Consider the following 12973-nt stretch of genomic DNA (forward strand, 5'->3'; position numbering starts at 1 on the left):
CATTTAATGGCGCTATTATAAATAGCAAAGAATAAAATAAACTAAACACAAAAAGCAGATACTTCCTGTGCCTCAAACTTTTACACCCCTCATTATTTTGTTAGAGAAAATTGCTTACTTTTTATATCTCTTTTTAAAGTTTGGGTTTGATAATGAAATATTCCTGCGTCAGATGAATCAAAGTTACTTCTAATTGAGAGAACCATTGTTGCATTTACCTTTTGCAGATTAACTTTAAACGACTCCCCATTTAAATACCCCAATCTACCATTCTCCATAGTGACAAAACTAACCCGAATCGTAAAATTTTTATCTCCTTTTGGCACAATACCACTGATTTGACCATTGGATATATTTAAACTCCTCTCAAACTCCTCCGCCCACTTCTCCCCCAACTCCAACTGCTCCTTATCCTTCCAAAGATACCCCAGCATCTTCGCCGCATCCCCCCGCGTTACCGGCAAATCTTCCCGGAATCTTGGCTGGCCGGCCGGGGCTGGGTCCATCCATCCCCATGTGATCAGCGCGCCGGTGTGCGTGTAGCCGTTCATTTTGACGCCGCGATACGGTTTCCATGCGTTGAAGACGAGCTGAGCCGCTTCTTCCTTGGTCAACAGTTTATTGGGATCGATCTTGATATTGGTCAGAATTCCAGCCTTTTGAGCTCTCTCATAGGTTCCCTTGGCCCAATGCCCGGCAGGCAGCTCTGGCACGGGCGCAGTCTCTTTGATCCCGCGGATCGCTACGAGACTCGCTACGAATTGAGATTGAACGATCTGTTTGTCCGGGTAAAATCGTCCGTCGGGATATTTCCAGATGAAGCCCTTCTGCAAGCCTAGGAGAATTGCATCCTTGGCGGGATGAGTGGCATAATCGGTCATGGTTTGCAAAGGCTGGGCTGCCGCAGCCGGATAGACCGACCAGGTACCTCCCCATAACGATTGTCCAATTGTGATTCCCACCATCATGAAGCTTGTCCCCAAACCTTTCCAAAGCATCTTCATCACCGATCCCCCTCATGTACTCCCTCCATATTTTACCTATTTGTTCCATTTCCAGAAAGAGGATAATCAAGATTTTTTTGAAAAAAGCTTCGAAGTACAGCCTCAGGCACGTCTCCTTCCAGCTTGTCCATCACGGTTCCATCCCTCACTACGAAAATAGTCGGTGTCGCTTCCGCTCCCAATCGCAGTGCCTCCTTCAAATCCCGTTCCTCTCTGATATCCAGACGCTCCACACTGGTCTGTGGATATTCCTGCAGAACAGTCTCCAAGGTCGGCCGAAACGTCTGGCAATATCCACAGGAATCACTAAATACATACACAATCTTCGAGTCTTGAGAGCTGGCTGCCGCCCACCCCCACGCCGTTAACACCGTTATCAACAGACTACCCACAGCTGTCATCCACAGCCATTTTGCTCGCATCCCAAACACGCCCAACCATCCTCCCTTTTCCATGTACCACACACCACCTATCCAATTATCAAGGAGCCCTTGTCATCATTATGAACCGCTGCACTGAGACAAAAAAAACAGACCCGCTTAAAGGTCTGTTGATCGAAGATAGCTCTGAGGCCACATACCGTACGATTCGTAAGGCAAAGGCTGCCGTTGGATGGTTCACCCAATTCCAAGTTGCCGATTAGAAAACTTGGCTACGCCAAGCCTTTTCACCCAAAGGGCACAAGTCTCGCTTTCTCCCTTCGTTCAAAGTCTCGCTATGAATCTGCGTATAAAAAAAGACGCATCCCAAACTTTTGCAAGTTCAGCTCATACGTCCTGCGATCCTGTGTACGCTTTCCTTTTCCTGTCTTCCCTAAATCAACGGGCCGTCGTGTTCCGCATTCATCATTTCCCGCAATTCTTCCACAAACGCTTGCCCCTTTTGGATTTCCTCCTCGGTGTAACGCTGTTTGCTCTTGAAGGTAAAGATCTTGGCCTTCATCTCTTCGTACGGCAGATCACTGAAATACAAAATCGTGGAGACCAGCTCCAGAAAGCGGGAGTTCTCTTCGTTCATGCGGCGTATCACGTGCTCGCCGCTGCCGAAGTCCACCTCATGAAAACGCAAAAAATCCCTGCCCGTCTCATTCAAGGAATAACGGTACATATGGATGGCGCCCTTGCTCTCCATTTGCTCGTCAAGAAGACCCATGTTGCACAGCTCATCCACCCGCAGTGTCAGCTCCTCCGAGTATGGACCATACATATGAAACTCATAGCGTTCATCGAAATCCATTTGCAAATGTTTTCCTATGTACACCATCTTTTGCAGCTTTTTCCGCCCACTCACTTCGCCTACGATTTCGATCAAGCGTATGATTTTGGCGTGACGATTAAGCATCTTCCATCACTCCCAGACGTTCTCGAATCTTCCGGGATACATCACCCGGCAATGCCATGACTGTATCTAAAGGAAAGTACAATTTGTAATCAAAACGGCGTTTTCCGCTGATGGCCTGTACGAGCTCAGACTTCTGCGACAGCTCGACAAGCTCTCCCGACGGCATCAGGAGCATGATCGGGATCCGCTCCTCTTCTTCACCGGCACGGTAAAAATCATACGGAAGATCGGAGGTGGTGTCTACCTCCAAATAATACATCGGATCAATGCCCGCCTTTTGGAACTCTTCCTTCAGTTCTGCCAGCAAGCGGAAATCTCTAGGGTTATATTCGACGTATTTGTAGAGATTCCTGTCCAAAAAACGTCCGCACAAATCTTTCAAAATCGGATCGGCTTCGCTTCTCCACAACTGCATGTAGAAAAGAATGATCGATTCGTCGAGAGCCAAATAATCCTTCAGCTCCACCTTGTCCTGCAAAAACGGAAGCAGCAGGACAGGCTCCTGTGTAAACGGATAGCCTTGGGAAAAAAGCACTTTGGCCCGCTGGAATATTTTCCGCAGCACCACCTCTGCACTGCGCGTTACCGGGTGGAAATACACTTGCCAGTACATTTGGTAGCGGGACATGATGTAGTCCTCGACCGCGTGCATCCCGCTGAATTTAAAGACGATGCCATCCTCCTGCGGACGCATCACCCGCAAAATGCGCTCGATCTCGAAATTGCCGTAATTGACTCCTGTATAGTAGGCATCGCGCAGCAAATAATCCATCCGATCCGCATCCAATTGACTGGAGATCAGGCTGACGATGAGCTTGTTATCGTACGTTTTATTGATGACCTCCGCCAGCTTCTTTGGAAAGTCCTCATCAAAGCGGCGAAGTATGCGATTGATCTGCGTATCTCCCAAGAGGATGGCCCGCGTCCAATCCTCGTGATGATAACGAAATACCTTTTCAAAGGAATGGGAAAATGGACCGTGGCCCACATCGTGCAGCAGACCGGCGCATAGGCAGAGCAGCTTTTCCTCATAGGTAAGCTTGATTCGTTCCTCGAATTTCTCCAAAATCCTGCGCATCAGCTCGTAGACGCCGAGCGAATGGTTAAACCGGCTGTGCTCGCCACCGTGAAAGGTAAAATAACTGGTGCCCAGTTGCTTGATTCGGCGCAGCCGCTGAAATTCTGCAGAATTGATCAAATCCCAGATGAACTTGTCACGCACATGGACATATCGGTGCACCGGGTCTTTGAATACCTTTTCCTCATGGAGAAGCTGGGGCTGTTGCATCCTGGACACTCCCTTCCTCTTTACGCATTCTCTCTATTTTTCGCTCTCCTAGTTGCCCCTATCATATCACAGCCTTTTCCCGCGGGAAAACGCAGACGCGGATTCCAGGCTCGTACTCCGGACAAAAAGAAAAAAAGAAGCCCCAAGGCAAGGACGGGACTGACCCCGTAATGTGAGACAAATCAAAACACCTTCAAGAGAAAACAACCATGTCGTAAGATATGGGGACAACCTTGGAGGTGTTTTTGCGTTGGCAACAAGAGTTAGTTATCCCGTAGAAATTAAAATGAAAGCAATTGAAATGCGTCTTGCAGGCGTCACCAAAAAGCAGATCATGCAAGAACTAAATATAAAAAATAAGACCCAAATTCAACAGTGGATGCGCTGGTATCGTAGTGGAGACGTTCATCGTCTTCAGCAACCTGTAGGAAAGCAATACAGTTTTGGAAGAGGGCCGATGTACGATTCTGAACTGGAACAGGTCAAAGCAGAGAATCGTTTTCTAAAACAACAACTGGACGTTCTAAAAAAGTTAGAGGAGTGGGAAAGGAGGTGTCACCAGAAGTAATCGTTCCTTGGATGGAGTCCATTCGTGGGCAAGTAAGTGTGGGCCAAGCTTGCGCGTGGCTTGGTATCCCTCGTTCTACCTACTACCGTTGGAAAGCTGCATACGGGAAAAGAAACGAGGATCTCGTTGTGGGAAAGATTCGGCAATTATGTATTCAACATAAGTTCCGTTATGGGTATAGAAAGATTACAGCTCTGATGCGAGCTGAGATGTCTATTAATCATAAACGAGTACAACGTATCATGCAGCGTGAACAACTACAATGCCGAGTGAAGGTGAAGAAGCGCAAGACAACAGGTCAACCTTCTTATGTAGCAGATCATCTCCTGCTGAGACAATTTCAAGCAAGTGCCCCAATGCAGAAATTAGTGACCGACATTACTTATTTACCTTACGGAAGTAAACTTTTATATTTATCGAGCATCATGGACTTGTACAACGGTGAGATTGTGGCATACAGTATTTCTGACAAGCAAGACACATCGTTAGTCCTCGATACGCTATATCAACTGCCAGACCAACCTGGAATGATGCTTCATAGCGATCAGGGCAGCGTGTATACGTCTCAGGCGTATCAAGCAGCAGTAAAGGGAAAAGGCATTACCATGAGCATGTCCCGTAAGGGTACGCCCGCTGATAATGCCCCATCGAGTCGTTTCATTCCACACTAAAGTCTGAAACGTTCTATCTCGATAATTTTATCTGTACGACGACGGCCATCGTTGTACAGATTGTCCAAAACTACATTCATTACTATAACTCAATTCGCATTCAAACGAAACTAAACAACCAGTCACCGATTCAATTTCGGCAACTGGCTGCTTAAATGGCTAAGGTGTTTTGATCCCTGTCCTACGGACGGGGGTCAGTCCCGACTTTTCCTCAGGGCGCTTCTAAAAAACACTTCATTTGCTTAGTTCAGTTCTGCCTCCGGTCCGTACAAATCGGGGCGCTTTGCCGCCTTCCTCGCCAGCTTTTTCATTTTGCGCTGGGTCAATACGGTGTAAAAGGAAGGAACGACGATGAGAGTCAATAGGGTCGAGAACAGCAGCCCCGAGATAATCGTAACCGCAAGAGGTTTAAACAGCACATCTCCCGAAATAGCGAGAGGCATCAAACCGGCCACAGCGGTCATCGACGTCAACAGAATGGGCCGCAAACGAGCCTCCCCTGCCTGAATCACCGCCTGCTTCAATTCCACTCCTGCATGACGTGCTTCTTCGATAAACTCGATGAACACGATGCCGTTTCGCACGACGATACCGGAGAGGGAAATTACCCCCATCATGGTCATGAATCCGAGCGGTGTCTGCGTCACAAACAGCCCGATGAGGCTTCCCGCCACTGCGAGATAGACCGTGCTCATGACCAGCACCGGAATGGTGAGCGAATAGAACTGCATGGCGATCAGGATCAAAATCAGGAAGACTACCAGAATGGACAATTTGCCCATATCAATAAAGATGTCGGTCTGCTCAGAAGTCTCCCCGCCAATTTCGAAACGGTATCCTTCCGGCAAGGAGATGCCGCCCAGCTTGGCACCGATCTCGGTCATTACCTCCGTAGCGGTCCGCCCCTTCAGGTCACTGGAAATCGTCACAGTACGCGACAAATCCCGGTGCGGAATCGCTTGCGTGCTAAATGTCGGCTTGACCTCAGCCAGCTGGGAAAGCGGGATGAGCTCGCCTCTTGCGTTGGCAATGCTGAGCCGCTGGAACAGCTGGGCCGGCTCCTCCTGCCCTTTTTGCAGGAACAGCTTGATGTCGATCAAATCGGTACCTGAATCAAACTCGCTGACCGTAATCCCTTCGCTGACGAGGCGCAGCGTCTGGGACAGATCCGTGTAGTTGACCAGCTTCTGCTCCATGAGCTCTTTGTTGATGACGAATTCCAGCGTATACCGTTCCACGCCGAAATTGTCCTGTACATCGTATGTGCCCGAAACATTGGCAACCAGATCCTTCACTTGTGCGGACAGCGAGCGGAGCGTTTCGATGTCTTCTCCGTAGATGCGAATCACGACCGGCTTGCCGACTGGCGGTCCGGCCTCAAGCTGCGTCGGGAGAATCGTCGCATCCGGATACATCTTTTTGAATTCCTCTGCCCACGGCTCCATCATGTCCTCGATTTTCGCCTTCTTCTCGTCGAAGCGGACAACCAGCTGCCCGACCGTGATCCCGCTGCCCGCGCCCGTATCTCCACCGAACATCTTGGGAGCACTGCCACCTGCGTAGGATGCGACGGATTCGATCGCCGGCTGTTTTAAAATCCAATCGGAAACACCGCGAACGACCCGGTCGGTCTCGTAGACACTGCTGCCCACCGGTACGCGAATATTGACCAGGAACTGCGGACGGTCGTCATTGGGAAACAGCTGCACTGGTGTCATCGGAATCAAACCGTATGCCGCCGTCCCTATCAAGACGCCGATCATGCCTGCCAGCAGCGGACGTCGTAAAATCTTCGGCATCAGCTTGCTGGCATACCATTTTGTCAGTTGGTTCAATTGTTTTCCTAAAAGGCCTGCAGGCTTTCGGTAGCCTTCTGCACCTGCTTTCCGTCGCTGTTCGTACCATTGGCGGAAAATCGGAATGATCGTGAGCGACATGATCATCGACGCCACCATGGTGAGGGAAATAATAACCGGAACCGGTCGGATGAACTGCCCGGCATTCCCGCTCAAGAACATGAGCGGAGCAAAGGAAGCAATCGTCGCCAGCGTCGCGGTGACAATGGAAATGGACACTTCGTTCGCGCCATTGACTGCAGCTTTCAATGGCTTTTCACCCAAGACGGAGAGGCGGCGCTCGATATTGTCATTGACCACGACTGCATCGTCTACGAGAATCCCCAACACGATAATCAAAGAAACGATAGAGATCATATTCAGGGAGATCCCCAATGTCGGCAGGAACAGGAGTCCGACTGCCAACGAGATCGGTATGGCCAGAGCCACCACAAAGGAGGTAATCAGGTTCAAACCGAGTGTACATACCAGTAAAACCGCCACGATCGCGATCAACATTTCTCGCGTCAGATCAGAGAACAGCTCATCAACCCGTTCATTCTGACTGTAAATGGAATGCTTTTCAGCCCAGACCGGGAGAGACTTGGAGAGTGTGACCATCATTTCATCCACGCGCTTTTGCAGGGAGGGAACATCGCTTCCCGTCTCCGCGTTGACACTGACGGACAGTGACGGCTTTCCGTTGTAGTAGGACATCGCCTTGACAGTCTCGGTCGTCAGCTTCACTGTTCCAATATCCTTCAGGTAGATCGGATACCCTTGCTGAGAACGGCTGATAATCACCTGATTCAGCTCTTCTACATCGGCTGTCTCTGCCAATTTGAGCTGGTAGGTACGCTTGTCAGTGGTCAGGTCACCCAATGGAATTTTTTCATTTTCCTTTTTGACCGCCATCAACACCTGACCCCAGGTGAGTCCATATTGGCTCAGTTTTTGCGTATCGACCTCGATGTGCACTTCCTGCTCGGGCAGCCCCTCTACCGTCACATCAGCGACGTTGGGGATCGTGCGCAGCTGCTCTTTCCAGGACTTCATCAAGGTGCGCAGGCTGTACAGTTGCTCGGTGGAATCCGCCGTAACCGCAAACGTCTGAACGAACGTCCGGTTCAAATCGTCATTGATGATGGGCTGCTTCGCATCAGCTGGCAGATCTGCCTCCGCGTCCTTCACCTTTTTCCGCAGCTCATCCCATTTCTGCTTCGGGTCCACGCCGCTCTTCGTTTCCAGCACAATCGAGGAAACACCCAGCGTGGACGTAGAGGAGATATAATTAAGGCCCTGCAGCTCGTTGATTTTTTCTTCCAGCTTTTTCGTAACCGTCTGCTCTACTTTTTCTGGAGAAGCCCCCGGGTAAATCGTCGTGACCGTAGCCATGTTGATAATGATGTCAGGCGACTCCTGCTTTGGCAGCTGAAAGAAGCTAAGAAGTCCGACAAGCACGATCATTACGAAAAACAAAAGCGTAATTTTGCGCTTGCGCACGATGTACTCGATCACGGTTTTGTACCTCCCGCAGCCTCGATGGGATCACCGTCAAACAATCGATCCACACCTTTGACGATCAGCTCATCTCCCACTTTCAGACCGCTTTTGATCTCCAGACGATCATTGGTCAATTGGCCGATCGTTACCGCTGCTTTGACCGCTTTTCCACCTGCATTCACAAATACGTGCGCATCGTTTACTCCTCTGCTCAGGACTGCTTCCACCGGGACGTAAATGCCTTCCTGCCCCTTCATGGTCTTAGTCGCTTTCACGACCTGACCCGCAAACCAGTCATGCTTCGGATTCGCCAGCTGCACTTCGACTCCGATTGTTCCCGTGCTTTGATTGGTGCCAGGGAAGATTTTCACGACTTTGGCATCCCGTTTTTGTCCATACAGCTCGAGGGACAGAGTCTCCCCTTCTTTCCAGGAGGAAATCTCGCGGTCAGGCACGGGCAGCACCACTTTCAAGACATCGATGTTCCCCACCTGATAAACGGGAGTGCCGGGACTGACCAGTGTACCGGTCGAGGACAGCTTTGCCATGATCGTCCCACTGATGGGCGCCCGCAGCTGAGCCTTTGCCAGCGTGGTTGCCGCCACTTCCTTGGCCACTACAGCTTGATTGTAGCTCGCACGGGACAGATCCCTATCTTCTGCACGCGCACCTTGCATCACCAGTGAATAAGACTGCTGTGCGTTCTGCAGGTCTTTCTCAGCCAATGTCAGGCCGTTCTGCGCGTTTTCGAACTCGCTTTTGGAAATCGCTTTTTCCTGATACAGCTGTTCGACCCGCTTGAAATCATCCTGCACCTTCTTAAACGCCGTCGTTGCTTTTTCCACCATCAGCCTAGCCTGAATGACCTCTTGTTCCCGAGCCCCGTTGTTCACTTTGGTCATAGTGGCTGCCGTCTGCTGTACCGCCGCATTCGAAGAGGCTACCTGCAAAGCGTAATCCTGCGCATTGACGCGAGCTAGGACGTCGCCAGCCTTGACGCTGTCACCTTCATTTCGGCTCAGCTCCACGACACGCCCCCCTACTTCAAAGGAGACGACCGCTTCCTCCAACGGCTGCAGCGTGCCAGAAAGCTCCGACACAAATGTGGCTTGCTCCTGCTTCACCGTTTCCATTACAACCTGCTTTACTTCCTTCACTGGCGCTGCTGCCTGCTCTTTTTCACTGCAAGCCGTCGTTGCCAATAAACATACCATCATTGCAGAAACAAGCCATTTCTTTTTCATGACGCCCTCCGCTCCTATATACCTAGCGATGTGAATGGGTATTCCCCGTAATTCCATTCATCAGGATGTTGGTTGCATCCTCAAATAACTGCTCTTCCTGAAAATTGAGACTGAGATTGACACGGTATTTCGCCATAAACGAATAAAAGAAGGTGGAGACAAACATGAGTGCCGCAGCGCAGGCATCTCCCTTGGGCAAATGCCCCTGGTCCTGAAATTCCTGGAGCTTGTTGGACAAGACCTCCACTGCCGTCATCGGAAGGCTGCTGAACAGTTTGATGACCTCTGGGTGATTGTCTGCTTCGATCATGCAAATCATGAGTATTTCCTTGCGTTCAACGAGCATCTGGTAGTACCCTCGCGCGTAGCGCAAGAGCATCTGCTTGAGCTCGGAAAAGTCGCCGTGCAGATCATTTTCCAGCTGCTGGCGGATATCTACAATCCCCTTCAACAGCTCCTCGAGAATCGCTTCCTTGTTTTTAAAATGGCGGAAGATCGTGACCTCATTGACGCCTGCCAATTGGGAAATCTTGCGGGTCGTTGCCCCCTTGTAGCCTTTTTTGGCCATAAGCTGGCTGGCGGCAGCCAAAATGCGCTCACGAGTCTCCTGCTCTTCTCCTCTCCCTCCCTGTGAAGGTCCTATATCTGGCTGGTCCATTCCGCTCCTCCTTATCTTCATGCAAGTGCTTGCTAACATTTTCATTTTTTACCAACGTCATTATATCCTGCGCCTTCATGCATGTAAACACTTGCATGCGCTTTCAATTGTGAATTTTTGGTATATCTACACTTACGCATTTCCATAGTTCCGGAAGAGCAAACGCTTTATCGGTGGAAGGGACTGAATCAACCGAAATACGCTCTTCATCACGGCTAAGGCTACCGCATTTTCAGAGGTGGCTTGCCGTGCAGCTTTCATCGAACTTCGAACGGCATCAAATCCATATTGGACCATCTTGTTTTCGTAGTCGCGAATCGCTTGCAGAAGCGGCTTTTCTCCGCGATGCGCAGAAATGACATTTTCGCAAAGAAGCTCCGCATCCCGCAAGGCCGTATTGGCTCCAATCCCTCTCATCGGCGTCATGCTGTGGATGGCATCCCCCAGGAGCGTAATCGTTTTCGTTTCCCATGGTTGAATCGGAACAGAAGAATGGATGGGCAAAGGAGTGATCGTACTCGGATCAGCCATGCGAACCAAGCTTTGAAAACGTGGATCCCAGTCCCTGATCAGTGTCAAAACCGCCTTCTGCATTTCGCACCCATCCGCTTCTGTCACGTCTTTCTGGAACGGGTATTTTTCCCGGCGAGCGATGAACTGCCACAGGATGTGATCTTTGGTATTTTCAAACAAAAGAGAGGACTGTTTTTCAGAGGAGTTTCCTCCGATGGAATAGATCACATCTTTGGGGTCGTGCACAAACTCTTGAACCGCGACAAACATCCCCAGTCCATTCGGTGCTACAACAGATGCCGGTCCATCGAAAAGATTGACCGGAAGCAGCCGCCGTGTTTCCTGTGTCAAAAGAAGCTTTCCTGCAATAATCAGAATTCCCGTGTCGATTCGTTTGGCATGAGGAAGAAACTGTTGTCGTACCCTCGAGTTCCCGCCATCCGCTGCAACCAGCATATCCCCCGTGGCTGACGTGCCATCCGCAAAGAAAGCCGTAATCTTCCCTTCCTGCCCTACCCGGTAGCATGTAAACTGCTTATCGAAATGCACGATATTGTCCATCTCAGCCAGCAGCACCTGCCGTAATGTCATTCGACTGACCGACTTATGGCTTTGGACGGGATCAGGCTCTCCCCCGCTTTCATTACGGCAAATGGAAAGCAATTCTTCCATCTGCTCGGTATAAAAGCCAAAGCGTTTTGATGCTTGCCCGCAGGTCGAAAGGAATGCATCATATAAATGCGGGGGTAAGCATGCATGCAAAGCGCGGCTTCCATTGGGATTGATATGGATCCGGTAACCTTGCAACCGTGCAGCAGCTGTCCGATCCCGCTCGTAAACGGCTACGCTGACTCCTGCTTTTTTCAGTCCCTGCGCAAGACATAGCCCCCCGATCCCTCCCCCGATGATGATGACATGAAAAGGTGCTTCCGACATGTTAATCCTCCTTTTATGTGGTAAGATTTTCGTAACGAAACATTCTTTCCAAGTGTTTTTCTTAGATAATGATTATCTTAGTTACTAAGATATATACGTATGCGGGGGTATGCCAAAATGCCAAGCCGGAAAGAAATCTTGGCCTCCTTGTTGAATGAAATGCGCCGGCTCAGTACGGCGACTGTACTGATGCATCAAAGCATCGCGGATCATCTGGGACTGAATTCAACCGACCATAAATGCCTTGACTTCATTTTGAACAGGGAGCCCATGACAGCCGGTCAGCTGTCGGAATTGACCAACCTCACGACCGGAGCCGTGACCGGCGTGATCGATCGATTGGAGAGGGCCGGCTACGTGCAAAGGGTGACGGATCCAAAAGATCGGCGGCGCATCTACATCCAACCGATTCATGAGAAGGCTTACGCGGATATCGAGCCATTGTTTCGTCCCATCTCGGATGCGACCATCCAGATGTGTTCTCGCTACAGTGAGCAGGAGCTGATGACCATAGTAGACTTTGCCGCCCGTGCCGTTGATTTGTCTGAAGCTGAGACGGCTCGCATACGGAGCGAAGGGAAAAAGAACTGAAGTACGGAAAAGCCGTTGCACAAGCAATGCCCGGATTTTGTGGATTCAAGGCTATGGGTTTGAATCTTTGTCAATCCGGGCGGCTTTTTCAATGCTGTTTGTGTTCTTTTACCTGCGAACTGCTGTCTTTGCGAAATTCCCCCGTATATTCGACCAAATCGATTTCACAGCCTGGCCCGATCTCTACGTTGTTTCCGCGCACGACCTTGGCCCGCGTGTACTCCAGATAGATTTCGTCACCCTCGACCGTATCGACCGACAGCGTATTGTTGAAAATGTGCTTGATGATTTTGTTTAGCGTGCTGTTCCCCGCCTTGCGGACTTCGATATGCTCACCGCCGATCTCCCTCGCTTCGCAGCCGCCGTGCAAATGGATTTCGATGCGACCGGCGTTCAGCAAGCCTCCGATGGAGAATGCCCCTTTGGCTTTGAACAGTTCCGCTTCGCAATCTCCCGTTGACTTCAAATATCCCCGCAGCTTGATTTCCTCACCAGACATGCTGCCGTGCACTTTGGCACTGCCATCCACGCGCAATTGAGTAAACTCCACATCCCCATTGACATCGACCTGCCCGTAAATCTCCATGTTTTCAGCATGGAACGCACCGCTCACAGTGGCATTTCCCTCCACCTTCACATTTGTCGCCTGAACATCCCCGTCGATGCTGACGTGACCCGCGCAATGCAGATCGATACACTCCACATCACCTTTTACTTTGCCAAAGCCCTGTACGTTGACTTCCCGGTAAACGCCTCCCGAAGCATGCACCGAGCCGTGAATGACCAGATCCGGTCGATTATCCTGATTCATCATCGATTCC

At 50.3% G+C, this 12973-nt stretch carries 10 protein-coding genes and 1 pseudogene; 2 read left to right on the plus strand and 9 right to left on the minus strand.

Features of this window, described 5'->3' with window-relative positions:
* Positions 1 to 92: 92 nt before the first annotated feature.
* The 4 genes from JNE38_RS29080 to JNE38_RS29095 form a co-directional block, all read right to left on the minus strand.
* Positions 93 to 1004, minus strand: a complete 912-nt coding sequence (locus JNE38_RS29080; RefSeq protein ID WP_238933504.1) for an S-layer homology domain-containing protein — start codon at positions 1002 to 1004, stop codon at positions 93 to 95.
* Positions 1005 to 1036: 32 nt separating this feature from the next.
* Positions 1037 to 1459 (minus strand): thioredoxin family protein, encoded by a 423-nt coding sequence (locus JNE38_RS29085; RefSeq protein ID WP_238933505.1) that lies wholly within the window; start codon positions 1457 to 1459, stop codon positions 1037 to 1039.
* 358 nt (positions 1460 to 1817) lie between these two features.
* A complete protein-coding gene (locus tag JNE38_RS29090) occupies positions 1818 to 2345 on the minus strand; it encodes a YwgA family protein (protein WP_203354494.1) in 528 nt (175 codons plus the stop codon).
* Entirely contained in the window at positions 2338 to 3633 is a 1296-nt protein-coding gene (locus JNE38_RS29095; RefSeq protein ID WP_203354495.1) for an HD domain-containing protein, read from the minus strand. The genes JNE38_RS29090 and JNE38_RS29095 overlap by 8 nt, the downstream gene beginning before the upstream one ends.
* Before the next feature lie 250 nt (positions 3634 to 3883).
* Here JNE38_RS29095 and JNE38_RS29100 point away from each other — a divergent pair.
* Positions 3884 to 5027: pseudogene (locus JNE38_RS29100) on the plus strand (IS3 family transposase).
* Between the two features lie 87 nt (positions 5028 to 5114).
* On the opposite strand, the gene JNE38_RS29105 reads toward JNE38_RS29100, so the two are convergent.
* The 4 genes from JNE38_RS29105 to JNE38_RS29120 all read right to left on the minus strand — a co-directional run bounded on the left by JNE38_RS29105 (position 5115) and on the right by JNE38_RS29120 (position 11561).
* Complete coding sequence (locus tag JNE38_RS29105) at positions 5115 to 8225, minus strand: efflux RND transporter permease subunit (RefSeq protein WP_203354496.1); 3111 nt, start codon at positions 8223 to 8225, stop codon at positions 5115 to 5117.
* Positions 8222 to 9454 carry an efflux RND transporter periplasmic adaptor subunit gene (locus tag JNE38_RS29110; RefSeq protein ID WP_203354497.1) on the minus strand — a complete coding sequence of 411 codons (1233 nt, stop codon included), beginning with the start codon at positions 9452 to 9454 and terminating at the stop codon, positions 8222 to 8224. The genes JNE38_RS29105 and JNE38_RS29110 overlap by 4 nt, the downstream gene beginning before the upstream one ends.
* Positions 9455 to 9476: 22 nt before the next feature.
* Complete coding sequence (locus tag JNE38_RS29115) at positions 9477 to 10112, minus strand: TetR/AcrR family transcriptional regulator (protein WP_203354498.1); 636 nt, start codon at positions 10110 to 10112, stop codon at positions 9477 to 9479.
* 132 nt (positions 10113 to 10244) lie between these two features.
* Positions 10245 to 11561, minus strand: a complete 1317-nt coding sequence (locus tag JNE38_RS29120) for an FAD-dependent oxidoreductase (protein ID WP_203354499.1) — start codon at positions 11559 to 11561, stop codon at positions 10245 to 10247.
* 117 nt (positions 11562 to 11678) lie between these two features.
* Between JNE38_RS29120 and JNE38_RS29125 the strand changes: the two genes are divergently transcribed.
* Positions 11679 to 12152 carry a MarR family winged helix-turn-helix transcriptional regulator gene (locus tag JNE38_RS29125; RefSeq protein ID WP_238933506.1) on the plus strand — a complete coding sequence of 158 codons (474 nt, stop codon included), beginning with the start codon at positions 11679 to 11681 and terminating at the stop codon, positions 12150 to 12152.
* An 88-nt stretch (positions 12153 to 12240) separates the two neighbouring features.
* Here the strand turns inward: JNE38_RS29125 and JNE38_RS29130 are convergent, their stop codons facing one another.
* On the minus strand, positions 12241 to 12966 hold the full coding sequence (locus JNE38_RS29130) for a polymer-forming cytoskeletal protein (protein ID WP_203354501.1): 726 nt from the start codon (positions 12964 to 12966) through the stop codon (positions 12241 to 12243).
* Positions 12967 to 12973: the final 7 nt, after the last annotated feature.

Origin of the sequence: Brevibacillus choshinensis, from assembly GCF_016811915.1 — a bacterium.
Classification (GTDB): Bacteria; Bacillota; Bacilli; order Brevibacillales; family Brevibacillaceae; genus Brevibacillus; species Brevibacillus choshinensis_A.